This window comes from Paludibaculum fermentans, from assembly GCF_015277775.1.
In the GTDB taxonomy this organism is placed as follows: domain Bacteria; phylum Acidobacteriota; class Terriglobia; order Bryobacterales; family Bryobacteraceae; genus Paludibaculum; species Paludibaculum fermentans.
Genome location: NZ_CP063849.1, coordinates 3668900 through 3692087, shown reverse-complemented (window position 1 = coordinate 3692087; position 23188 = coordinate 3668900). Strand labels below are relative to the sequence as shown.

Genomic DNA, 23188 nt, shown 5'->3' with positions numbered 1-23188 from the left:
CGGGACGCAGTCACCTTCATGGGTGTCCGGCGCCTCTTCCGCCTTTTATTTTCATATATTCCGCTAACGCCAGAGCCGGGAACGAATGACGGTAAAGATGATAGGTGAGGTAGAAGACCCGCGGAAAACCCGTTCCCGTCGCCAGATCCTCGTCCCACCCTCCGTCCGGGCGCTGGTTCCGAACCAGGAAATCGATGCCCAGGTGAACACTCTCGCTTGTCGTATCACCGCCCGCCAGCAAGCCGAGCACGGCCCACGCCGTTTGGGAAGCGGTACTCTCCGCCCCCACAAACGTGTTCCGGGCGTAGCTCTCACAGCTCTCACCCCAGCCGCCGTCGGCATTTTGAACGGAACGAAGCCACTCACCGGCGCGCAAGACTTCCGCCTCGCGCTCGTCGTAGCCAGCCGCCCGCAGCCCACGCAGGGCCAGGAACGTACCGTAAATGTAGTCGACACCCCAGCGGCCATACCAACTGCCGTCTGGTTCCTGCGATTTCCGCAGATACTGCACGCCGCGGCGCACCGCCGGCGAATCCTGGCTCACGCCCCACAAACACAGCGCTTCCAGTACCCGCCCGGTGATATCCGGGCAGGTCGGATCCAGCATCGCGTTGTGGTCGGCGAAGGGTACTTCGCTCAGGCTGTGTGTGTCGTTATCGACATCGAACGCGGCCCACCCGCCGTCCTTGCTCTGCATCGCCAGCAGCCAGTCAATGGCCCGGCCCGCCGCCGCATCAAACTCACCTTGCCGGCTCGATCTCGTGTGCCAGAGGGCCAGCAAAACCATGGCAGTATCGTCGATGTCGGGGTAAAACTCGTTCGCGAACTCGAAATACCAGCCGGACGGCTGCGTGTCCGGCCGCTTGACGCTCCAGTCGCCCTTCTGGCGGACTTCCTTCGACAACAGCCAGTCGCCGCACTGCTTCATCCGGTCGTCCGGCGCAAAACCCCCTACTCCCAAGGAGTAAGCGGCGATGGCCGTATCCCAAACCGGTGAAAAACAGGGCTGGAAGAAGAATCGTTTGCCGTCGTCCACCAACAGGGCGTCAAACTGCTTCTGCGCCTCAACCCGTTCCGGCGAATCTGCTGTGTATCCAAGCGAGTCCAACGCCATGATGGCGTACTGCATGCTTGGATAGATGGCGGCGAGGCCCTCCGAGTGACGGAAACGTTCTAAAATCCAGTCCTTCGCCTTACCAATCGCCTTCGCCCGGATGCTGCCCGGAGCTTGACGCTCCCAAACCTTCACCAGTTTGTCCGCCATCAGGAAGCCGTTCTTCCAGGAGAAGAACGAGTCGGCCTTGTGGAAGGTGATGTCCGCACCCGGTTTGAACAACTCGCTCAGGTCGAACCCGTCCGGCACCGGCCGCGGCTTGCCCAGCGTGTTGGCCTGCACAATGGACAGGGGCACGACAATAGCCCTGGTCCAGGAGGACATTTCGTACAGCAGATTGGCCGGCAGCAGCATGATCTCCGGCGGAACGCTGGGTACATGCTGGCGCGGGAACAATCCGAACAGCGCCATGTTGATCTTGACGTAGCTGTTGGCGGCCTGGATTCCGCCCAGGCTCAGGATTCGCTCCCGCAGGCGCGACATCCGGGTGTCGTCCACCCCTAGTCCCGCCAGCTTCAGTGCGAAATACGCCTTCACGCTGGCGCTGCATTCCGAGGGGCCCTTGGCGAAAATCGCGAATCCGCCGTCTGCGTTCTGCCGGGCGAGGATCGACGCGACCGCGCGGTCGACTTTTGCACGGTCCGGAGGCACCCACTGCCCGTTCTTCGGAGGATGCAGCCAGAGCAGCAGCAGCAGCCAGTCCGACTCCAGTGTGGAGTCGGCCGTGAGGTCGCCCCACCAGTAGCCGGCTGGATCCTGTCGGGAGAGCAGGTATTCAGAGGCGCTCCGCGCGGCTTTCGCCGAGGCGGTGAGTAATGCGTCCTCTACCTGCAATCCTGGGCTCATATCGTGGCCGGCGCCGCCGTGGAAGTGGTGATCGTGGTCAGTTTGACCATTCCCCCCTGCAGTTCATGCGGCAGTTGGAAGCGTACATCCTCGTCGACGATGTCCATCTCTTCCATCGTGCCGAAGCCGCGGTCCATGAGGTACTGGATCAGATCCTGAACCAGATTCTCAGGCGCTGACGCACCAGCAGTCACGGAAACCGTGTTCACACCTTGCAGCCATTCCTCTTTCAGGAACGACTTATCGTCGATCAGGTAGGCCGGGACGCCCGTTTTCCCGCAGACTTCCACCAACCGTTTCGAGTTGGAACTGTTCTGCGAACCCACCACCAGCAGCAACTGGCAAAGCGGGGCCACCGCCTTCACCGCCATCTGGCGGTTTTCAGTGGCGTAACAGATATCCTGCGACTTGGGGCCTTCCACCTTGGGGAAGCGCCGCCGCAGGATCTCGATGATTCCGCGTGTTTCGTCCAGGCTCAGCGTCGTCTGCGTGAGGAAACAAACCCGGTCGGGATTGGGGACTTGGACTGCCTCAGCGTCCGCCTCGGTCTGGATGATGAAGGTATTCTTCGGCGCCTCGCCGTAGGTGCCTTCGATCTCTTCGTGTTCCTTGTGCCCGATCAGGAGAATTCCGTAACCCTGGCGGGCGAACTTCACGGCTTCCAGATGGACCTTGGTCACTAGCGGGCAGGTGGCGTCGATCACTTCCAATTGCCGTTCCTTCGCCTCGCTACGAACCGCGGGGGACACCCCATGCGCGCTGAAGATCAAGCGGTTACCGGCCGGCACTTCGTGGAGGTCGTCCACGAAGATGGCGCCCAAACCCTTCAACTCTTCCACCACATGGCGGTTATGCACGATCTCCTTGCGTACGTAGATCGGCGCTCCATACACGTCCAAGGCGATTTTTACGACATCGATCGCTCGAACGACACCGGCGCAAAATCCCCGTGGACGCAGAAGGATAACCTTCTTCCCAGCGCTTCCGTTGTTCTGCATAAAAGAGACTTAGCTCATTATAGCAACCGATCAGGCACCCCCCGGTCGGATGCCCCTCCGTTTCGTCTCCTCTTTGCCTCTCGTTTGGACCGGCCAGGCCGCAACTATCCCGAGCGGCGCGTGTTCAACGTAGTTGCAACTCAGTCACTTCCACTTTCCGGAATTCAACCGGACCGTGATCGCCCTGTAACATTAGCGGGCCCGGTTTGTCCTCGTCAGCGTCCATGCACATGGCCGTGGGGCCAACTACGTCCTTTCGATCGATCACCTTGACCCCGTTCAGAACGACAGTCAGCTCCCGGCCGACAAGGCGAGCCGTCAGCGTCTGCCACTCACCCGGCGCCTTACTGGCGTTCGTGCTGGGTGCGATGCGGCTGTACAGCGCCCCATTGCCGTGCCAATCCGGAGCCGCCCCAAAGTTGTCGAAGATCTGGATCTCATAGCGGCCCCGCAGCGCCATGCCGCTATTCGATCCCTTCGCGTAGCGGTATTCGAGCTTGACCTCGAAATTCCAGAACTTGGCATCGCTCAGCAGATCCGACGCCTTGTCCTTGTTCTTCAGCACGCCGCCTTCGACATACCAGCCGGGTTCGGAAGCCAGCAGTTGCCGCCAGCCCGCCAGGCTCTTGCCGTCAAACAGCGCCACCGTCCGCCCGGCCTTCCAGCGGCCGTCGTCGTGCTCATTGATCACCGGAGCGCGCACACCCGTCCATGTGAGAACCGGCGACGCCTTGCCGGAAACCTCTTCCTCCCGCGTGCCATTTAGTTGCCCGCCCGCCAGTTTGGCCCGGTAGACCTGCTTCACAATGGGGCTCTTCGCGTCCCGGCTGGAGGCATGATTCTCGAAGCGGAAGCTCAGCTCACCCTTCTCGATCTTCATGTCCTGGATGACGTCCACCTGTCCGCCGGGTGCGCCGACAAAAGAGCCGTGCAGCTTGCCGGATGCCGAACCCTGGACCTCCAGCCACCACATCCGGCCGCGCGGAGTCTTGACGTGGATGTTCCAGCGGCCGTCGAAATTCGTGTCCTGAGCCGAGAGTCCCAGCATAGTGAGGAGGATGAGCAGAAGTGAGCGGGTCATCGAACGAATTATGGCAGATGTTCGATTTGCTCCAGCAAGGTAGCCAGGCGGGCCGCGTCGTCCTTGCGTCCACCGAACCGCAGCGCATTGTAGACGGCCGTGAACTCTTTCACGATCTCCGCCAGCCCCTCGCTCCTGACGCTGCGGGCGAACTCCGAGGGCGTCCACGACGGCGGTTTCTCCACCCCCCGCCGCTTCAGTTGCTTCAGCATCTCCAGGTAGATCAGAGCGGCGTCGTGCGAATCGGCCTCCCCGCGCAGCAGGCGATTGCGGCCCACCCAGCGGATGCGCCACGCCCGGATGCGCGGCCAGCAGACCGCCAGCATCACCAGGCACACAATCGCGATGAACACGCCGGCGTAGGCGCGCGGGTTAACAGATGTGGCCCCTTGTGTCGCTTTGGAGAGGCTGTGCCAAAAGGGCGATAGCCAGTCGAGACTCAGCCGGTGCCGCGACTGTTCCATGCGCAACGCCAGCGTCAACTGCCGGTCCAGATCGTAACCCAGCACCCACTCCTGCCAGAACATCTCAACGGCGTCGGACCACAGCGCGAGCTGCGAAAGCGGGCCGCCGGCCGCCAGGTTCGGGTCGGAAGGAGTCGGATCAAAGGTCGTCCAGCCTTGGCCGGGGATGAAGGCCTCCACCCAACTGTGGGCATCGGAGGCGCGGATCACACTCCATCCGCTCAGGGGGTTGTAGCTGCCGCTCTGGAAGCCCGTGGCCACCCGGGACGGCACCCAGACGGCGCGCAGCATCACAGCCATGGCCGAGGCGAAGTACTCGCAATGCCCCTGCCGGCGCTCGAACAGGAAGGTCGCCAGCGGATCCTCCACTTCGTGTTCCAGCGGCGTCAGCGAGTAGCGAAAGTTGTTCCTCAGGTACTGTTCGATCGCCCGCGCCCGCTCCGCATCCGTTTTGGCGCCCGCGGTGATCGCTTGGGCCAACGCCGTCACCCGCTTGTCGAGGGGCGGCAGGCGGAGGTGGAAATTCCGGTCGTTCTCCGGCAATCGTTCCAGCGCCGCATGGGCAGCCGCCGACAACCGCGGCCCGCCCGCCATCCGGGTGTTCAGCGGCTGCCAGCCAAAAGACGCGTGCACCACATACCGGAAGCCGTCCGGGTCGATGAACGGAACGCGGAAGCTGCCGTTTGGCATCTCCAGTACCAGTTTGGACGGCACACGCAAGTACTCCGGCGTACCCGCCACAAAGATGGAATCCCCGCCGGGCGAGTTCAGCACCACCTCGTAGGTCACCCGCTTGTAGCTCTGCTGCAGGTGCTCGTCGTCCGCCAGCTTGAGCAAACCCATCTCCGGACGCAATTCGCGTCCGGCACTGCGCGTGTTGTACCACTTCCAGTTGTTGAACTCCGACAAGGCGCTGCCGCGCCACTTCAGGCTGGGCGGGTTGTAACCGTCTTCAAACCGGACATGCATCACCACCGTACTCTGCCGGCGGATCTCACCCACCTGCCCCAGCGTCACCTCGCTGGCGAAGCCCGATACGCTTTGCCGCCCCGGCAGCAGCCGTTCCAACGCCGCCCGCGCGGTACGCGGCAGCACGAAGAACAGCGCCATGGTGACGAACAGGATGCCCGTCGTGGTCAGGCCGGTAATCCAGCCGAGCCTTTTCCCGAAGGCGCCAATCCCCAGGGTGACCAGCTTCCGGCCCTCGCGCGCTTTCAGGATCTCCGTGCTGGCGAAGGTCGCCACCGTACACAGCAGGAACAACGTGAGAAAGACGAAGAACGTGAGATTCGTGGACAGGATGGAGGCTGCCAGCAGTTCCAGAAACGCGATGATCTTCAGGAAAAAGAAGTCGCGCGGCCGGGTGGCCGTCAATACCTTCACGATGGCCACAAAGAACACCATGTGGACCGTGGCGCGCAGGAAGTCGCGGGAGATGTACAGGTAGTCGACCGGATAAAAACCGATGTAGAGCAGGGTGACCGCCGTCACCCAGCGTGAGGCCACGTTCACCTTCCACCAGCCGGCCACCAGGAAGACGCGCAGCACCAGTGCCATGCCGGCCAGCGCGGCGCTAGGCGCGTCGACAGCTCCGCCGTTCAGGCCCTGGCCCAGCAGCAGCGCGCAGTATCCGCTCAACAGCATGCCCAGCAGGGATGCTTCGAAAAACCGCCGGATCGCGCTCTCTTCGAATCCTACCGTCCGCCTCGCAGCCATTCGTTCTCCACCAGTTTGGTGAACTCCAGCAAATTCGCCATCGCCTCCGTCTCAGACGAACAGACGACAAATAGGTTGCTCTTGTGGAACGCCGTGGAGCGTTCCTCGCTGCGCCACTTCTGGCGCGCCTCGAACGCCGAAGCCTCCGTGGGCATGCCGAATACCTGCACCTGCACCCTGCGATCCAACTGCCGGTAGCTGGTCCTCACCCATTGCAGCGGCTTGAGCGGCTGCAAACTCGCGGGCACGCCGGTCACGGCCGGCGTTTCCACACCCATCCGCTTCCAGTCCGAGCCCAGTTGCAAGGGAGGCACGGGAATCAGCGGCTTATGCGGCAGGCTCGTGCAGGCGCCCAGGATCAGCGCCGCCGCGCACAGCCATAACCCTGCCGGAACTCTCATGTCCAAACCATATCATTACGCTTCTGTCCACGTGAGACTGTGCTACAACCAGAACGTGAATCTTGCCCTCTTCCACGATCTTCCTTCCTCCGCCGTCCACGCCGCACGCTTCGCCGAAGACCGGATTCTCTCCAAATTGCAGGCCATCGACGCCAAAGCCCGCCGCAAAGGCTTCGACGTCCTGGATGCCGCCCGCAGCCCGTTTGTCCGCATCGGCATGGAAACCACCCCTGACGGCAAGGTCACCAAGAACAGCCTCGGCGTTCTTCACCTGGCCTGGCTCGCCGCCCAGCACCCTGAATGGCCCGGCACCGTCCAGGCCGAACTCGACGCCATTCGCGCCGCCATCAAACAGACGCACGGCAAGCCGCTGAAGTTCCTGATCTGGGCCGGCATGGGCGGCTCGGCCGAGGACAAGTCGATGTACAACGCGGCCGGCCTGCTGGCCAAGGGCCCCAAGTGCTACGTCCTCGACTCGACCGACCCCGCCAAGTTGAAGGCGATCCTGGCCGATATCACCAAGCGATCCAAGGGCTCGCTCAAAGATGCCCTCCAGTCCTCCCTCATCGTGGGCATGGCCATGGGCATGACTTCCTACGAGCCCGTGGTCAACCTCGAAAAACTGGCCAAGCTCTACGAAAAGTACAAGCTGGACTCCCGTCCGAACTTCGTCTACATGACGCTGCCCGGCTCGCTGCTCGACCAGTTCGCCGGCCCGCGCGGCTACCGCAAGGTGGAACTCCAGCTCGATAACGGCAACAGCACCGCCGGCCGCCACAGCGCGCCTCTCACGCGCGGCAGCCTCTATCCACTCGGACTCGCCGGTGTCGATCTGCAGCAATGGATCGCCGGCACCCAGCTCGACGAGCAGCAGATCCACACGGCCTGGTCGTTGTCGTCCTTCCTGCAGCAGCAGGGAACCGAAGGCCGCGACAAAGTCACCCTCCTCCTCTCCAAATCCCTGGCCGCCGCCGCCCTGTGGACCAAGCAGAACTTCGAGGAGAGCCTCGGCAAGAGCGAGGAACTCGGCATCAAGATCATCATCGGCGAGCCCGCCCGAATGGCCGACTACCAGCCGCCGAAGGACGCCCGGCAGGACCGCGTCTTCCTCGTGGTGGAGCGCCAGGGGGAGCCCGCCTTCGAGCGCCAGAAGATGGCGCTGCTCAAGCGTGCCGGCTATCCGCTGGCCATTCTCACGATTCCGAAGGACAAGCCCCTGTCCTTCTACATGCAGACCATCCACTACGTGGTCTTCGGGCTGGCCTGGCTGCGCAAGATGAACTTCGTCACCCAGCCCAGCGTCGAACTCTACAAATCCATTACCAACCCGCTCTACCAGAACGGCCTGTTCCAGGGCGGCATCGAGAAGACGCCCGAGTGGAAGCAACTCAAGGAATCGCCCCGCCAGATCAAATGGCGCGGCGGCATCACCCTGCACTACGACCGGTTGCCCTGCGGCGTCGAACTGGCCGATCGCGATGCACCCTCCGCCTACGCCGCGCTGTTGCGGCAGCTCTCCGCCGCCCGCACCATCGAGTACGGCGAACTGACGTTCTTCGGCGATACCCGCTATTCGGCGTCCGGCATCGCCCTGCGCAAGGTGCTCGATAAAGCGGCCGCCGATCTCTTCCGAGCCCGTCTAAAGATCCCCGTCGACGTCTACGAAGGGCCGGCCATGAACCACTCCTTCCACGAGATGATCATCGGCCACGGGCGCTGCCTGTCCACCGTCCTGCTCAGCGAAAAAGCTGAAAAGATTCCTGAGGCTGGCTATACCGCCGACTATCACCGCGCCCAGTTCCTGGCCACCCAGATGGCGCTGGAGCAGCGTGCCCGCCTGGTGGTCGCTATCACGCTGAAAGACCTCGAGGCGGCATCGCTCAAGGCGCTGGCCGAGTTCTTCCGCGCGGCGGCCGTCGCGTTAAAGTAGGCCCGGGACCGCCCCCTTAGGTACCATAGAGTCCGTATGGCGAAGATTAAGCCGGCGGGCGGGAAGAAAACACCAGCCGGACCGAAGAACCCGGGCGCCGTGGGCTGCCTTATCCTCATAGGGTCGATTCTTGTCCTGGTTTGTCTCGTAATGTACTTTTCCCTAGCACGTTCTTAGCGGAAGGACCCAACTATGCGCAGTGATAAGCGGCAGCCGGACCAACTCCGGCCCGTCAAGATTCAGACGAACTACCTGATGACCGCCGAAGGTTCGGCTCTCATTGAGGTCGGCCATACCCGTGTGCTGTGCGCCGCGAGTGTCGAGGACAGCCTGCCCTCGTTCCTCCGCAACTCCGGCCGCGGTTGGGTCACAGCGGAATACGCCATGCTGCCGCGCGCCACGGCGGAGCGTACCCCGCGCGAGATCACCAAAGGCAAACAGTCCGGCCGGACCCACGAGATCCAGCGGCTCATCGGCCGCTCCCTGCGCTCCGTGGTCGACATGGAAGCCCTGGGCGAGCGCACCGTCGTCATCGATTGCGACGTCATCCAGGCCGACGGCGGTACGCGTACCGCGGCCATCACCGGCGGCTATGTCGCCCTGGCCCTCGCCGTGAAAAAGCTGCTGGAATTCGGCGTCCTCAAGCGCAACCCGCTCAAGGATCTCATCGCCGCCACCAGCGTCGGGGTCGTGAAAGGCGCCAGCCTGCTCGACCTCTGCTACGAAGAGGACTCCGCCGCCGAGGTCGACATGAACGTCGTCATGACCGGCGCCGGCGAGTTCGTCGAACTCCAGGCCACCGCGGAAAAACTGAGTTTCAAGGACGACCGCCTGCTCGAGATGATCGCCCTGGCCCGCAAAGGCCTGGCCGAGCTCTTCGAGCTGCAGAAGGCCGCCATACAAGGAAAATGATCATTCGCTGCGCAACTACTAACTCCGGGAAGGTCCGTGAATTCCACATGGCCGCCGCCCACTTCGGCTACCCGGAGATCGACATCCAACTGCTCGAGAACATGAAGTCGGTTCCACCCGCCGTCGAAGACGGGGAATCGTTTGACGAGAACGCCATCAAGAAGGCGCTCCACTACTCCAAGCACACGGACGATCTCGTCTTTGCCGACGACTCCGGCCTGGAAGTGGACGCCCTCGACTGCGCGCCCGGCGTGCTCTCCGCCCGCTACAGCCCCGAAGGCACCGACGAGGCCAATAATCGCCTGCTGATCGAGAATCTGCGCGATCAGGACGACCGCATCGCCCGCTTTGTCTGCGTCATCGCTCTGGCGCGCAAGGGCGAGCTCGTGGGCATGTTCAAGGGTGAAGTCGAAGGCATCATCCTGGACGAACCGGCCGGCCCGAACGGCTTCGGCTACGACCCCCACTTCTTTTACCCGCCCTTCAACTCCACTTTCGGAGAGGCGAGCGAAGAGAAGAAAATGTCGGTCAGCCACCGCGGCCAGGCCCTGAAGGCCATGCTCGCCTTTATTTCGAAGATGTAATCTGAGCGCGGGCTGCGGGGCTGCTCAGCACCCGCGGCCTGCGCTCCTGCAAATCACTTCTTGCCGCGCAGCTTCCACAGACTCCAGCCGATGAGAGTCTTCGCGTCGCAGATCTCGCCCTTCTCGATCATCTCGCCCATCTGCTTCCAGGTGAACCAGCCGCACTCGATGCGCTCGTCGTCCATCGGCGTCGCCGCGCCCGCCTTCAACTCCTGGGCGACGTAAATCGTCATTGCTTCGGCCACAAAACCCGGGCTGGGGTAGAACTTCGTCAGCTTCGTCCACTTCTTGGCGCGGTAGCCGGTCTCTTCAATCAGTTCCCTCTTGGCGGCCTGCAGCGGCGTCTCACCCGGATCCAGCCGGCCGGCCGAGAGCTCCCACAAATACTTCCGGGCCGGCAGCCGGTATTGCCGCACCAGCAGCACCCGCCCCTTCTCGTCCACCGGCATGATCACGGCCGAGCCGTCATGCTGCACAATGGCCCGCTTGATCTCGAATCCATCCGGATCCAGGGCGTGGTCCATCGTGACGCGGAAAATCGGAGTGTCCAGCAGCTTCTCAGATGAAATCAGTTTCATGGGCATACGTTCTATTTCCGCACTGCGGCGGCGAACTTCGCAACGCCGCGGGTGTTCATGACGTCGTCCTTCGTCAGCCAGCCGCGCCGCGCCATCTTCACGCCGTACTTCATATTCGCCAGATGCTTCGGGTGGTGGGCGTCCGTCGAGATGGTGAACTTCACGCCCAATGCCTTGGCGCGCCGCAGCAGGTTGGCCGACAGGTCCAGCCGCTCCGGACTCGCGTTGACCTCCATCCACACGCCCCGCTTCGCCGCCTCGCCCGCCACACGATCAAAGTCGTAGGTGTAGGCCTCGCGGTGCAGCAGGACCCGGCCCGTGGGATGCCCCAGGACCTTCACGGACGGGCTCTCCATGCAGCGCAGCAGCCGGTCGGTCATCTCTGGGGTTTCGATGTTCATGTAGCCATGGACGCTCGCCACCACCCAGTCCAACTCGGCTAGCGCGTCCTCGCTCAAATCCATCCGGCCGTCGCGCAGGATGTCGCACTCCAACCCGGAGAAGATGCGGATGCCGCGATCCTCTTTATTGAACTCGCGCACCTGGGCCGCGAACTGCACCGCGCGGGCCTCGTCCAACCCGTTGGCCATCGCCAGCGCCTTGGAATGGTCCGTGATGGCAATGTACTCATAACCCATCGCCTTGGCTGCCTCGGCCATCTCTTCCATGGTGGCCCGGCCGTCACTCTCGCGGGTATGCATGTGCAGGTCGCCCCGCAGGTCTTCCAGTTCGATCAACTCGGGCAACTGCCGCTTTTCGGCCGCCTCGATCTCGCCCTGGTTCTCCCGCATCTCGGGCGGGATCCAGGCCAATCCCAGCGCCTCGTAGATCTCTTCTTCGGTCGCGCCGGCCACCCGCGTCTCGTCGCTCACCTTGAACAGCCCGTACTCGTTCAGCGTCAGGCCCATCTTCTGGGCCCGTTGCCGCAGCGCGACATTGTGTTCCTTGTTGCCCGTGAAATACTGCAGCGCCGCGCCGTAGCTCTCCGCCGGGACGGCCCGCACGTCCACCTGCAGCCCTTCCAGGCCGAACAACGCCGACGCCTTCGTCGTACCCTGGCCCAGCACGTCGTGCACCCTGGGATGCTGGACGAACTTTGCCAGCGCCGCTTCCGCATTCTCCCCGGTGACCAGCAGGTCCAGGTCGCCTACGGTCTCCCGGCCGCGCCGGAAACTGCCCGCCGGCGTCGCACCCAGATACTCACCCAGTTCCTCGGCCGCGGCCGACGCGTAGTTCAACAGGAAGCGGCCGGCGCTCTGGCGGTACTGGCTGATCCCTTTCAGGATCTTGTCTTCCAGCTTCGCGCCCATGCGCGGCAGATCCTGCAGTTTGTGCTCGCGGCAGAGCCGCTCCAGGTCTTCCAGCGTACTCACCCGGAAGTGTTCCCACAGCGTGCGCACCGTCTTCGGCCCCAGTCCCTGGATCCGGAGCATCTCCAGCGCCGTCGGAGGATACTTCTCCAGCATCTCGTCGCGCCGCGCGAACGAACCGCGCGTCACGATCTCCTTCAGCGCCTCCGCGATCCCCTTGCCGATCCCCTGGATGTCCGTCACCTTGCGCGCCGGATCATTCAGGATGTCCGCAATTCTCTCCGGGTAGCCCTCAATCACGCTGGCCGCGTTCCTGTAGCTGCGAATGCGAAACCCGTCTTCCCCGCCGATCTCCATCAGGTCGCCGGTCTCGGCCAACATCCGTGCAATCTCAAGATTCTCCATGCCAGTCCCTTTCCCCATAGGGTTCCACGTGAACGAGCACGTCCGCCACCCAGGGCAGATCGGCCTTCACCTTGTTACGAACCTCCTCCGCAATCGAGTGGCCGCGCCGCACGCTCAAATCGGGATCCACTTCCAGGTGGAGGTCCACGTGGTACCGCAGTCCGGTTTTGCGCGCGTAGCACTTCTCCACGTCCAACGCTCCCTTCACCGAGATCGCCGATTTGCGGATATCGTTCATCCGGCCGTCGTCCGGCATGGTGTCCATCAGGGTGAGCGAGGTCTCCCGCACCACCTGCAGGCCCAGTACAATGACGATCAAACCCACTGCCGCGCCGCCGTAGTGGTCCGCCGCCAGAAAGCGTACCGGATCGTATAGCGTCAGGGAGAGGGCAATCAGTGCCACTGTGCCGGACAGGATGTCGACGGTGTCGTTCCAGGCGTCGGCCACGATCGCGGAACTGCCGATGCTGCGTCCCACTTTGAACTTGTAGGTGGAAAGCGTGGCCTTCAGAATCACGCTGGCAATTAGCGGCCAGACTGCGTAGAACTTGGGCGGAGTGTGCGCGGCGCCAATGTTTTGCAGCGAATGCCAGGTGATCAGCGCACCCACCGCGGCCAGCGCTAGCCCGACACCCAGGCCGGTGAGAGTCTCAAAGCGCCCATGTCCATAGGGATGGTTGTCGTCGGGCGGCCGGGCGGCGACACTCAGGCCCAGCAGGATGAATCCCGAAGCGAGCACATCGCCTGCGCTCTCGACGCCATCCGCCAGAACGGAATTCGAGCCGCCCAGCCAGCCGGCCAGCAGTTTGGCCACGGCGAGGCCGCCGCTGACCCCCATGCTGAGAATCGATACCTTCTTGCCGAGATCTTCCGCTTGCGCCACCAACCAGAATGTACCGCAACCCGGGCGGTCTCCGGTGGGCCCTTTCGCCGGACGGGTTCCATGACCAATCGGCCCGGAGCCGAAACCCCTTTCGGCATGAGGCACTTGCCCGATCCTTGCAATCGGGATTACACTCATGGGCAGCCCAATCGAACGGCGGAACCTCGATCCGGCCAGTGCGATGGGCCAAGTGGCATGGGTGATTTGTGCCTTGATGGGTGCAGTCCCCAGGCCCAGCGTAGATCCTCGGAACGGTCACGCAATTTGCAGGCAGAGAAGGGAGGGGCAAAACAATATGGACGAAATGAGAAAGGCCCCATTGGGCCCCAAGCGGCCCGGCGCTGAGAAGCAGGCTCAAAACATACAGGAAGCATTCCTGAACAATGCCAGGAAGGAAAAGACCTTCCTGACCATCTACCTCATGAGCGGTGTTAAGCTCTCAGGCCGTATCAAAAGCTTCGATAAGTATTCGGTCATCCTGGAAACCAACAATCAGGAACAGCTGATCTTCAAGCACGCCATTTCCACCGTCGTGATCTCGAAGCCGGCTCACACCCTGTCCGGTCATCCGTCTCAATCCACTGGTGCGCCCGGCGTTCCCGCGGCCCCAGCCAATGACGGTTCGGAGGGCTGACACACTCGTTGCCTGACCAAAACCGAGAGCGGGCCATTCTGGTGGCCGTGGAGTTAACCGGACGCAAAAGAGAGCCGGACGCTCCTGAACCGGAAGAGTCTCTTCAAGAACTCGCGACCCTGGCCGAAAGTGCCGGGGCGCAGATCATCGAAAAGATCCTGCAGAGCCGCGCCACGTTTGATCAAGCCACCCTCATCGGCTCTGGCAAACTCGACGAACTGCGCTCCGTGGTCAAGGCGATGGACGTCGATGTGGTCATCGTCGACCACGAATTGGGCGGCACCCAGCAGCGCAATCTGGAACGGTCTCTGGATTGCCGGGTAGTGGACCGTACCCAGTTGATTCTGGACATCTTTGCTCATCGTGCCCGGACCCGGGAAGGGCAGTTGCAGGTGGAACTCGCCCAGCTCAACTACCTGCTGCCGCGCCTCACCGGCAAGGGCATAGCCATGTCCCGGCTCGGTGCCGGCATTGGTACCCGCGGTCCCGGCGAAACGAAGCTCGAGACCGATCGCCGCCGCATCCATCACCGCATCAAGCGGATCCAGCACGACCTCGAGTCTGTGCGCGGCTCGCGCGGCATCCAGCGCCGCCTGCGCCAGGCCGTGCCGCTGCAGACGCTCGCCCTCGTGGGCTACACGAACGCGGGGAAGTCCACGCTTTTCAATCGCTTGACCGGCGCCGGGGTGCTGGCCGACGCACGCATGTTCGCCACGCTCGACCCCACGGTGCGGCAGGTCCAGTTGCCCAGCCGCCGCCGCATCCTGCTCAGCGATACGGTCGGCTTCATCCGGCAGCTTCCTACTACGCTTGTACAGGCTTTTCGCGCCACGCTGGAAGAGGTCACCGAGGCAGCCATCCTGCTGCACGTCGTCGACGCGTCTTCCGCTGCCGCCGCCGGGCATTCTTCTCACGTACGCCGCGTTTTGAATGAGATCGGGGCGGAGAACACCCCCCAGATTCTCGTGCTGAACAAGGCTGACCTGCTGGGCGGTACCAGCGAAAGCCCGGCCACCCTGCTGCGGCGTCTCTCCGGCGAGGCCGGCGGCGCCCCCTGCGTCTCAGTCTCCGCCCACAACGGCGACGGCGTCGACGATCTTCTCGAACTGATCGACCGGATGCTGCCCGAGGACCCCATCGAGTTCGCCACCTTCCACATCCCCGTCACGGATTTGGGCGTCGTTCACCTGCTCCACGAGTTTGCCAGAGTCACCTCGGAGCGCTATCTGGCCGACTATTGTGAGGTGGAAGCCGAAGTTTCGGCCTCCGTCCTAAGGCGCGTTGCTCAATACAAGGTGGCTCAAACTGTACGAGACACAGCACCTTTCGTCTGATTCTCGCCGTTTTCCAAGGCCTGTGGAAAACGTTGTGGATTTCGCTTGGAACTCCTGTGAAGTAGTTGTAAACACTCGATTTGCGAGCTCGTCGATTTCCACAGGCCGCAGCGCCTCCTTCATTCGTTTGTGGACTCTAAGCTCCCTTGCTTATTCTTGCGGTGCTGCCGGTCGTGATCCTGGAACGCGCGCCAGGAGAAAGCCATCCAATCTGTTGGTGTCTGCCACGGATTGGTTTATCTTGGGTGAAGGCTGATGAATATCCCTAACGCACTCACGCTGCTGCGGATCTTCTTCGTGCCCATGTTGGTGGCTGTGCTGGTTCAGGACGATTCCGTCTACCAGATCTTCGGCTACAACCTCACCAACGACATCGTTGCCCTGCTCATCTTTCTGGCTGCAGCGTTCACAGACCTGCTCGACGGCTACCTGGCGCGCCGTTGGAACCAGATCACCACGGTGGGCATGCTGCTCGACCCCATCGCCGATAAGCTGTTGATTTCAGCTGCCTTGATCTCGTTGGTCCAGGTGCATCGCGTACCTGGCTGGATGGCCGTGCTCATCATCGGCCGTGAGTTTGCCGTCTCCGGGCTGCGCAGCATTGCCGCCAGTGAAGGCTATACAATCCAGGCCAGCGATCTGGGCAAGACGAAGATGGTCACCCAGGTGGTAGCTATCTCCTTGACCCTAGCCGCTGAGGATCATCGCTGGCTTCTCGGACCGGCGAACTTCTGCCTGTGGGGCACCATGATCTTCGCCCTCGCCTCCGCGGCCGACTACGCGCGCAAGTTCTGGCACCTCATTGACGAAAGCATCAAGGAACGCCGCCGTTCGGAGCTGCTACGGCTGGAAAAAGACCGCCAGAAGGTCGCCATGAAGGCGGCTGCGGTCTCTCGCGAACGCAGCCGCTAATCGCCCAGGACGCTTACTGCGTCTCCACTTCCTTCCGCCACCGCATCAGGACGGTCTGGAGCTCGTCCACCACCACCGGATTCTCCCGGCGCAGGTTGCGGCTTTCCCCCGGATCCACCTCCAGGTTTGATAGGAAGACGGCGTCCTCACCCTCCAGCGGCTTCTGGCCTTCGGGCGTGCCGTCGTGCGTGACGCCGTTCAGCACCAGCTTCCACTTTCCTTTCCGGATGGCGAGCTGCGGACCCTCCGCCCAGGCAATGAACTCATGCTGGGAGGCCGCTCCGGCCGTCAGGATGGGCCACAGGTTCTTGCCGTCCAGCTTTCGGTCGGCGGGCGGATCCACCCCCGCCGCATGGCAGATGGTGGGCAGGATGTCCGCGGTCAACGCCAGTTGGCTCAGTTGTTTGCCCGCCGGAATATGCCCCGGCCAGTTCATCAGCGCCGGCACGTGCATACCGCCGTCGAAGGTACTGAATTTGTAGCCCCGGAACGGCAGATTGTGGCCGGCCGACGCGAGATTCTGGCCCAGGCCCGCCCGGCGTTCCGTCGTGGCTCCGTTATCTCCAACCAGGAATAGTAAAGTCCGCTCGCGCTGGCCGGTGCTCTCCAGGGCTGACACCATGGCGCCGATCTGGTCGTCCGCAGCCGACAGCATGGCGGCATACATCCTGCGCTCCGGCGGCAGGTTCGGGAAGCGGTCGAGGTACTTCTGCGGCGCGTGCATCGGGTAGTGCACGGCATTGAATGCGGTGTACAGAAAGAACGGCTGCTGCCGCCGCTGGCGGATGAAGCCGACCGCCTCTTCCCCTATCCGTTCAGTGAGATAGCGGCCGTCCTCGAAGATCTCCTGGCGGTTGCGCCACAGATCGTGGAAGTTTGCCCGCTTGGGCTCGCCCCAGTAGAAGCGATGCGAATAGTAGTCGACACAGCCCTCCAGGAAGCCATAGAACGAATCGAAGCCATGCGCGTTCGGCACCGTCTCCGGCGTGCTGCCCAGATGCCACTTGCCGCACAGTCCCGTATTGTATCCACCGCTTTTAAGCACGGTGGCAATGGTCTTCTCGCTGGGCGGCAACGGCCGGCCGTTGCCGGAGACTCCGTTCCGCAGCGGATACCGCCCCGTCATCAGGGCGCCCCTGGCCGGCGCGCACACCGGCGCGCAGGAGTACCAGTTTGTGAAGGTGGTTCCGCCCGCGGCCAGTTTGTCGATGTTGGGCGTCTGCAGGTCCCTGGCGCCCAGAAAACCGAAGTCGCGGACGCCAAGATCGTCGAACATCATGACGATGATGTTTGGTTTGCCCGCGGGCGCCGGCCGCTGGGCCGACACCTCCAGGGCGGTCACGGCACTGCCCAGCAGCGCCCGGCGGGATAGTTGATCCGGCATCACTAGAATGTAAACCTCAGTCCAAGCTGGATTTGGCGGTTGTCGGAGGCGGTTCCGGTGATGACCCCATAGGTCGCATTGCCCACGGTCAGGCCGGGTGCGCCGAGCTGCGGATGGTTTAGAGAATTGAAGCCTTCCGCCCGGAATTGCAGGATCTGCGGATGGTCGGGTCTCAGCCGGAAGTCGCGCTGCAGGCTGAGGTCGACGGTCTGGACACCCGGCGCGCGCAGTACGTTGCGGCCCGAGTTTCCAAAGACATACGAGGTGGGGACGCTGAAGCAGGAGGTGTCGAACCAGCGTTGAGCGGTTCCGCCGCTGATGTTGCCGTCGCATGTCCGGTTGGGCCGCGAGGTGGTGCCGGCGTTGGCGCTGTCAAACGAAAGTCCGGGCGTCAAGGCTAAGCCTGTCTGGGTCTGGAAAATCGCTGCGACGCGCCAACCGCCCAGAGCCGCGGCGGCGGCCTTGTTCTGCGACAGGAACGGCTTCCCTTTGCCGAACGGCGTCTCGAAACTGCCGGCAAAGACATAACGCATCGTCACATCGTTATCTGACGATGCGTAGTTGGCCTTGCGATTGTAGTTGTCCTGGATCGTGCCGCCGCTGCCGCAGCCATCACAGAGGTCCAATGCCGCGTTCTGGTAGTCCAGGGCATGGCCATAGGTAAACGTGGTCAGCAGGCTCAGGCCGGCTCCAAAGCGGCGCTCCAGCTTGGCCGAGATGCCGTTGTAGCTGCTCATGTTCCAGTTGCCCAGGGCCTTCACCGAGACGCGTGTGTACTGCGCCAGCGGCCGCCGTGAGACGACGGTGGTCGAGCCCAACGTCAGCGGCTGGTTGCCCTCACCGATGCCGAACAGTTGAACGCCGTGGTTGCCCACATAGTTGACCTCGGCCAACAGATTCATCGGCAACTGCTTCTGCAGGCTGAGGCTCCACTGCTGGACGTAGGGCGTCTTGGGCCGCTCGGGCCAGCTCACCAGCGTCGCCGTTGCCGTGGGATTCAGGACGAAGTCGGCTGGCTTGATGGGGGTGGGGCGGGGGATGGTGGCCCCATCCACCAGTACGAAACCACTGGAAGGAAAGAGCTGATCGCTGCTGATGGTCTGCGCGCCGTAGCCGAACGACGGCGGGTTGCTGGTCATTCGGTTGGTGACGCCCGTGCCCTGGTCCTGGCCGTAGAAGATGCCGTAGGAGCCTCGAACCACCAGATCCTTCACCCGGTTGCTGCGCCAGGCGAAGCCGATGCGGGGCGCCCAGTTGTTCAGGTCGCGGTCGCTGAGCGCTCGTGGCCGGGCGGCGTTGCCGGCCTGGATGAGCTGGCCGTAGAGCGGGTCGCCCAGGTCGAGCACGAAGTTCGCCATGCGGTTCTGCGTTTCGATGTAAGGCGACGAGTACTCATAGCGGATGCCGAAGTTCAGGGTGAGCTGGCGGCTGACGGTCCACTGATCCTGGAAGTAGCCGGAGCCGAACCAGCCGCGCTCGATCGCTTCGGCGATGGTGCCTGTTGTCAGCGAGTTGGCGCTGCCCAGCAGCAGGTCGGCCACGGGGCTGCCGGTGCCGGAGCGGGCTTGCGGGTTCTGCGTGAAGACCCCGCTGAAGCCGAAACTGCTGCGCCCGTTGCTGGTTGCGAACGTCGAAGGGCGGATGAGCATGAACTCGGTGCCGAACTTAAAGACATGGGCGCCAAAGGACTTGGAGATGTTGTCCGACCAATCCCAGACGCCCGAGGTCTTCTGTAGCGGGCTGTTGCCGCAGCAGCCGGGCTGGCTGCCCAGGCTGGCATACCCGGAGACATTGAAAACCGGGATGCCGGAGGTGACGCGCGGATCGAGCGACCCCGGGATGATCTCGTCGCGGGCGAGCGTCGAATCCTGGTGCATGTTGATGGTGGTCCAGGTGAACCGGAACTCGTTGACCAGGGTCGGGCTGATGGTGCGGGTATAGCCCACGCCCGCGCTGGTGGAGTCGATATTGCGATCGGCGGCGGATTGAGCCGGCTGGGCCAGGGGAGAGGCGGCCAGCAGCGAACTGCGCGCGATGGAATAACGGGCGAAGATGGAGTCGCGGCTGGAGGCCTGGTAGTCGCCCCGCGCGACGGCATTCTTGGAATCCTGGCGTTGCGGAGCCAGCGACTTGAAGAGGCTGGGCGAACCGTCGACGTTGGAAACGGGATAGAGGTTCATCATGCGCTGGCCCAGCGCGTTGATGCGATTACCGGGGATGGTGTTGTTAGGGAACAGGTCGCGAATGTAACCCGAGCCGGCCGGATTGACACGCGTCGTGGCCGGGTCGTAGACCGCCGTTGAGCCGTAGCTGCCCGAGCGCTGGGCGGGCGTGGGGATCGTTGAGGTGGCCGCGCCCTCACTGCGATTGTGGACTCCTTCGTACGCGCCGAAGGCCCAGAGCTTGTCCTTGATAATGGGCCCGCCCAGCGAGCCGCCGTACTGATTGCGCACCAGCAGCGGTTTCGAGCCGGCCAGGGCGAAGTAGTTGATGGCGTCGAGGTTATCGTTGCGCAGGAACTCGTAGGCCGAACCGTGGATGGTGTTGGTGCCGGTCTTGGTGACCGCGCTGACCACGCCGCCCGCGGCGGCCCCAAACTCGGCCGAGGTGTTGCTGGTTTGGACGGTGAACTCGGCCAGGGCATCCAGCGGAGGCCGGATCATGTCGCGGGCGCGATTGTCGAGGCCGCGCAGGTAGTTCTCGTTGCGCGCGCCGTCGAGCAGAAACGCGTTCTGCAGCCCGGTGTTGCCATAGGCCGAGAAGGTCTGGTCGCGGGAACCGGAAGAGGGAATCGCCCCCGGGGTCAAGTTGGCCAGGCTGAGGTAGTTGCGTCCATTCAGCGGCAGGGTCTGGATCTGCTGCTCACTGACGACCTGGCCCAGGGTGGCGGATTTCTCTTCGAGCAGCGGCGCCTCGCCGCTGACGGTGATCGACTCCGACGAACTGCCGGTTTCGAGCTGGATGGGCAGGCTGAGGATGGAACCGGCGCTGACCGTGACGGCCTTCCGCACGGCCGATTTGAACCCCTGCATGTTCACGGCGATGTCGTAGCTGCCCGGAGGCAGCAAAGGAATGGTGGCCGTTCCACGTTCGTTGGTGGTTAAGGTACGCAGCAGGTTGCCGGTCTCAGAACCGGTGACCGTCACGGTTGCGCCGGGCACCAGCGCTCCAGAGGCGTCTGAGATGTTGACCGAAATCTCACCAGTAGAGGTCTGGCCCAGCAACCGGGGAAGCGGAATCAGGAGCAAAGAAAGAGCAAAGAGAAGAGCGGCTGGCCATCGAAACAGCGTGACGGCTGGACTGAGCCGCGAGGCAGACGGGGGGTGTTGCATGGTGACTCCGGACGAGCATTCGTAGTGGCGGCGCGGCAGGCCCGCGCAAGCCCGTCCTCACTATGCGGTCTAAGGAATTGAAAATTCAGTGTTTTGCCAGTGATTTCCCTGGCAAAACGCGACCGTTAACGCAGTGATTCGGCGGCGTTGGCGGATTCCACCCGTCGAATGGCCACAATCCGCATCGAGATAGGGTCCAGGCTCAGGGTGCGGCTCTCGACGACAGCCTCGAACCACGGCACGGGCTCGGAGCGGTGGATGTGGAGTTGGCGGCGGATGGACTCAAGGGAGTCTTCCCTCGTCAGGAATTGGCCGGCAGCCTGGGTGGAGGCGTGGTGGGGACCTCCGGTGAGGATGATGTGGGAGCCCGGCCGGGGACCAGGCAGATAGGCCAGGCGGGCGTAGCAGACGATGGTCTTGCTGGCGTCGGTGTAGTTGCGGTAAAACTCCTGCTCGCCGGCGATGGGTTTCCGGTTGTGAACCCAGGCGGAGGTCACCTCTTCGTTCGCCTCGATCTGGAAGTTCAGGTCGCGGTCGAACATCTGCACCCACGGATTGCCGAAAGGGCCGGAGATGAGCACGGCGTTGTCGTGATCGAAGTCGCGCGGAGTGATGGAATCGGCTGCGAGGACGGAGAGCGAGGTGGTGGGCAGGGCTCGGGCGAACTCGGGCAGGATGTTCAGGAAGATGGTTTCCGTCACAGAGCGGCTGGCCAGCAGGGAGGAAAACATCGCTTGATCGATGCCGGGCGGCAGATTGCCCGCCTGCCGGTAGCGGCCATCGATGTACTCCTGCAGGGTGACCCGGCGTTTGGCCAGCCGGACATAGAGCTGGACATTCGCATCGGAGCCGACGACCAGCAGGCGCTGGCCAGGCCCGGGCCGTAAGAGACTCAAAAGGCAGTCTTTCGGTTGCGGGCCCAGGGAGCGCACCCACCACACGAGGGCGACGACGGCGAACAGAACCGCGGGCACGGTAATGAGGTCGGGCAGCCGCCACGGGCGGACCAGGCGGACGGGCGGCGCGGCCTGGACGGCGGGTTCCAGTTTGAGGAGATAGGAGCCCTTGGGCACGGTGATGCGCCACGGATCCTTCTCGCCCTCAGACGCGTAGTACTCCTCCAGCTTCATGCGGAGCTGGCGCACATTGGAGCGGACGATGTTGTCGTCCGAGGCAATGTAGTCGGCAGGCCGGCCGAAGACGCGTTGGCCGATGATGGGTTCCTTCAGTCCGGCGGTGTCGCCGCTGGTGCTGTGATCAGTGAGGTAACGCAGCAGGAGGGAGAGGCGATGGGTGCGCTCGAAGGCCTGACTGGCGAGAATCCGCTCCACCGCCGCCTGCAGCGTGCTGGTGGTTTCGGAAGGACCGGCTGTCGCGGGTGCGGCAGGGTCTGCACCAGGAGCCGGGGGAAATCTCATGAAGTGATTCTAAGCGAATCCGGCGCTCAGCAGCCTAAACCTGCCCGTCGGGTTTGGGCGCGGCCGGAGGCGGAGGCTGAATCACGGTGTAGCCATCCGTGCGGAACTCAACCGTCCGCACTTGTCCTTTGGGGCCCACCTGATCGACTGGCTTGCCGTTCCACTCCATCTGGACGCCGCCTGCATTGCCCAGGCGGATCCTCAACTGGTTGGGCGAACCGAAGCCGCGGGTTTCTCCGGCGCGGATCACATCGGCAAAGAGCTGCTTGTCCCCCTGCCAGACCGCGACCCAGGTCATTTCCGTTGCGCGGATGATCAACCTCACTGCGCCGCTGGCTGGCGCCTCGGGGGCGGCGGGAATGATGGATGCCTGGATGGGCGCCGGCGGCGGCTCCACGGGTGCCTGTTGCGGTTCCGGCGCAGTTACTGGCGGAGCGGGTTGGACCGCGGCCGGCTGCTGCTTCTCGACAGGCTTAGGGGCCACCGTCTCAGTTCTTGCGGCGGCTATCCGCTCTTCTTCGTGCTGTACCCGCCAGCGCTGCCAGAAAGTATAGACCCCGGAGCAAAGCGCCATGACCAGGGCCAGAATGCCCAGCCGCCAGACCCAGCGCCGCATTTCGAGGGCGGTATCGAAACGGCCGGTCGGGATGGGTGGAACTTCAATCGCCTTGTCGGGCAGAGCCGTAGTGCGGCCCGCGGATTGGGCCGATTCGTCGGCCAGGCTGCGATCGAGTTCGCCCTGGTAATCCGACTCCGGCAGTTCCATCAGGCGGGCGTACTGGCGGACGAAGCTGCGGTAGAAGAATCCACCTGGCAGGGACGCGATGTCATCGGCCTCAATGTACTGAAAATACTGTACATTGATGCGCGTTTGAGCGGACAATTGCTCAATGGTCAACCCGCGTTTTTCGCGCTCCTGACGGAGCTTTTGGCCCAAGCTCGGCATGGAATA

Annotated in this window: 18 protein-coding genes; 6 read left to right on the top strand and 12 right to left on the bottom strand. The window is 63.2% G+C overall.

Annotated elements, in window-relative coordinates; translation table 11 throughout:
* Positions 1–16: 16 nt before the first annotated feature.
* The 5 genes from shc to IRI77_RS14365 form a co-directional block, all read right to left on the bottom strand.
* Complete coding sequence (shc, locus tag IRI77_RS14385; protein ID WP_194452737.1) at positions 17–1960, bottom strand: squalene--hopene cyclase; 1944 nt, start codon at positions 1958–1960, stop codon at positions 17–19.
* On the bottom strand, positions 1957–2958 hold the full coding sequence (locus tag IRI77_RS14380) for a 4-hydroxy-3-methylbut-2-enyl diphosphate reductase (protein WP_194452736.1): 1002 nt from the start codon (positions 2956–2958) through the stop codon (positions 1957–1959). Before IRI77_RS14380 ends, shc begins: the two co-directional genes overlap by 4 nt.
* A gap of 124 nt (positions 2959–3082) precedes the next feature.
* Positions 3083–4039, bottom strand: a complete 957-nt coding sequence (locus IRI77_RS14375; protein WP_194452735.1) for a 3-keto-disaccharide hydrolase — start codon at positions 4037–4039, stop codon at positions 3083–3085.
* 8 nt (positions 4040–4047) lie between these two features.
* A complete protein-coding gene (locus IRI77_RS14370) occupies positions 4048–6219 on the bottom strand; it encodes a transglutaminase TgpA family protein (RefSeq protein ID WP_194452734.1) in 2172 nt (723 codons plus the stop codon).
* Positions 6198–6620, bottom strand: a complete 423-nt coding sequence (locus tag IRI77_RS14365; RefSeq protein ID WP_194452733.1) for a hypothetical protein — start codon at positions 6618–6620, stop codon at positions 6198–6200. The genes IRI77_RS14370 and IRI77_RS14365 overlap by 22 nt, the downstream gene beginning before the upstream one ends.
* On the opposite strand from IRI77_RS14365, the gene IRI77_RS14360 reads away from it, so the two are divergent.
* The 3 genes from IRI77_RS14360 (at position 6619) to rdgB (ending at position 10046) form a co-directional block, all read left to right on the top strand.
* Positions 6619–8550 (top strand): hypothetical protein, encoded by a 1932-nt coding sequence (locus tag IRI77_RS14360; protein ID WP_194452732.1) that lies wholly within the window; start codon positions 6619–6621, stop codon positions 8548–8550. The genes IRI77_RS14365 and IRI77_RS14360 overlap by 2 nt on opposite strands.
* 192 nt (positions 8551–8742) lie before the next feature.
* A complete protein-coding gene (gene rph, locus IRI77_RS14355) occupies positions 8743–9462 on the top strand; it encodes a ribonuclease PH (RefSeq protein WP_194452731.1) in 720 nt (239 codons plus the stop codon).
* Positions 9459–10046: an RdgB/HAM1 family non-canonical purine NTP pyrophosphatase gene (gene rdgB, locus IRI77_RS14350; RefSeq protein WP_194452730.1), complete on the top strand. Its 588-nt coding sequence runs from the start codon at positions 9459–9461 to the stop codon at positions 10044–10046. The genes rph and rdgB overlap by 4 nt, the downstream gene beginning before the upstream one ends.
* Before the next feature lie 53 nt (positions 10047–10099).
* Here the strand turns inward: rdgB and IRI77_RS14345 are convergent, their stop codons facing one another.
* From IRI77_RS14345 to IRI77_RS14335, 3 genes are read right to left on the bottom strand one after another with little or no spacing between them, the layout of a single operon-like run.
* Entirely contained in the window at positions 10100–10624 is a 525-nt protein-coding gene (locus tag IRI77_RS14345; RefSeq protein ID WP_194452729.1) for an NUDIX hydrolase, read from the bottom strand.
* 11 nt (positions 10625–10635) lie between these two features.
* Positions 10636–12339: a DNA polymerase/3'-5' exonuclease PolX gene (polX, locus tag IRI77_RS14340; protein ID WP_194452728.1), complete on the bottom strand. Its 1704-nt coding sequence runs from the start codon at positions 12337–12339 to the stop codon at positions 10636–10638.
* Entirely contained in the window at positions 12326–13222 is an 897-nt protein-coding gene (locus IRI77_RS14335) for a cation diffusion facilitator family transporter (protein WP_228486745.1), read from the bottom strand. Before IRI77_RS14335 ends, polX begins: the two co-directional genes overlap by 14 nt.
* A gap of 304 nt (positions 13223–13526) precedes the next feature.
* On the opposite strand from IRI77_RS14335, the gene hfq reads away from it, so the two are divergent.
* The 3 genes from hfq (at position 13527) to pgsA (ending at position 16102) form a co-directional block, all read left to right on the top strand.
* The gene (gene hfq / locus IRI77_RS14330; protein ID WP_194452726.1) at positions 13527–13856 is read left to right on the top strand and encodes an RNA chaperone Hfq; all 330 of its coding nucleotides are present in this window, start codon (positions 13527–13529) and stop codon (positions 13854–13856) included.
* Positions 13857–13864: 8 nt separating this feature from the next.
* On the top strand, positions 13865–15190 hold the full coding sequence (gene hflX / locus IRI77_RS14325) for a GTPase HflX (protein WP_228486744.1): 1326 nt from the start codon (positions 13865–13867) through the stop codon (positions 15188–15190).
* A 255-nt stretch (positions 15191–15445) separates the two neighbouring features.
* Positions 15446–16102, top strand: coding sequence for a CDP-diacylglycerol--glycerol-3-phosphate 3-phosphatidyltransferase (gene pgsA / locus IRI77_RS14320; protein WP_194452725.1), 657 nt, complete (start codon positions 15446–15448; stop codon positions 16100–16102).
* Positions 16103–16115: 13 nt separating this feature from the next.
* Here pgsA and IRI77_RS14315 read toward each other — a convergent pair whose 3' ends face one another.
* The 4 genes from IRI77_RS14315 to IRI77_RS14300 all read right to left on the bottom strand — a co-directional run bounded on the left by IRI77_RS14315 (position 16116) and on the right by IRI77_RS14300 (position 23182).
* Positions 16116–17486, bottom strand: coding sequence for a sulfatase-like hydrolase/transferase (locus IRI77_RS14315; RefSeq protein ID WP_194452724.1), 1371 nt, complete (start codon positions 17484–17486; stop codon positions 16116–16118).
* A 2-nt stretch (positions 17487–17488) separates the two neighbouring features.
* Positions 17489–20818, bottom strand: a complete 3330-nt coding sequence (locus IRI77_RS14310) for a TonB-dependent receptor (RefSeq protein WP_228486743.1) — start codon at positions 20816–20818, stop codon at positions 17489–17491.
* A 125-nt stretch (positions 20819–20943) separates the two neighbouring features.
* Positions 20944–22236: a hypothetical protein gene (locus IRI77_RS14305; protein WP_194452722.1), complete on the bottom strand. Its 1293-nt coding sequence runs from the start codon at positions 22234–22236 to the stop codon at positions 20944–20946.
* Positions 22237–22270: 34 nt separating this feature from the next.
* Positions 22271–23182 (bottom strand): helix-turn-helix domain-containing protein, encoded by a 912-nt coding sequence (locus IRI77_RS14300; RefSeq protein WP_228486742.1) that lies wholly within the window; start codon positions 23180–23182, stop codon positions 22271–22273.
* Positions 23183–23188 lie beyond the last annotated feature (6 nt).

Excerpts from the sequence above, each read along its gene's own strand:
- shc (WP_194452737.1), bottom strand. The coding sequence starts at position 1,960 with ATGAGCCCAGGATTGCAGGTAGAGGACGCATTACTCACCGCCTCGGCG.
- IRI77_RS14380 (WP_194452736.1), bottom strand. The coding sequence starts at position 2,958 with ATGCAGAACAACGGAAGCGCTGGGAAGAAGGTTATCCTTCTGCGTCCA.
- IRI77_RS14375 (WP_194452735.1), bottom strand. The coding sequence starts at position 4,039 with ATGACCCGCTCACTTCTGCTCATCCTCCTCACTATGCTGGGACTCTCG.
- IRI77_RS14370 (WP_194452734.1), bottom strand. The coding sequence starts at position 6,219 with ATGGCTGCGAGGCGGACGGTAGGATTCGAAGAGAGCGCGATCCGGCGG.
- IRI77_RS14360 (WP_194452732.1), top strand. The coding sequence starts at position 6,619 with ATGTCCAAACCATATCATTACGCTTCTGTCCACGTGAGACTGTGCTAC.
- IRI77_RS14365 (WP_194452733.1), bottom strand. The coding sequence starts at position 6,620 with ATGAGAGTTCCGGCAGGGTTATGGCTGTGCGCGGCGGCGCTGATCCTG.
- rph (WP_194452731.1), top strand. The coding sequence starts at position 8,743 with ATGCGCAGTGATAAGCGGCAGCCGGACCAACTCCGGCCCGTCAAGATT.
- rdgB (WP_194452730.1), top strand. The coding sequence starts at position 9,459 with ATGATCATTCGCTGCGCAACTACTAACTCCGGGAAGGTCCGTGAATTC.
- IRI77_RS14345 (WP_194452729.1), bottom strand. The coding sequence starts at position 10,624 with ATGAAACTGATTTCATCTGAGAAGCTGCTGGACACTCCGATTTTCCGC.
- polX (WP_194452728.1), bottom strand. The coding sequence starts at position 12,339 with ATGGAGAATCTTGAGATTGCACGGATGTTGGCCGAGACCGGCGACCTG.
- hfq (WP_194452726.1), top strand. The coding sequence starts at position 13,527 with ATGAGAAAGGCCCCATTGGGCCCCAAGCGGCCCGGCGCTGAGAAGCAG.
- pgsA (WP_194452725.1), top strand. The coding sequence starts at position 15,446 with ATGAATATCCCTAACGCACTCACGCTGCTGCGGATCTTCTTCGTGCCC.
- IRI77_RS14315 (WP_194452724.1), bottom strand. The coding sequence starts at position 17,486 with ATGCCGGATCAACTATCCCGCCGGGCGCTGCTGGGCAGTGCCGTGACC.
- IRI77_RS14310 (WP_228486743.1), bottom strand. The coding sequence starts at position 20,818 with ATGCAACACCCCCCGTCTGCCTCGCGGCTCAGTCCAGCCGTCACGCTG.
- IRI77_RS14305 (WP_194452722.1), bottom strand. The coding sequence starts at position 22,236 with ATGAGATTTCCCCCGGCTCCTGGTGCAGACCCTGCCGCACCCGCGACA.
- IRI77_RS14300 (WP_228486742.1), bottom strand. The coding sequence starts at position 23,182 with ATGCCGAGCTTGGGCCAAAAGCTCCGTCAGGAGCGCGAAAAACGCGGG.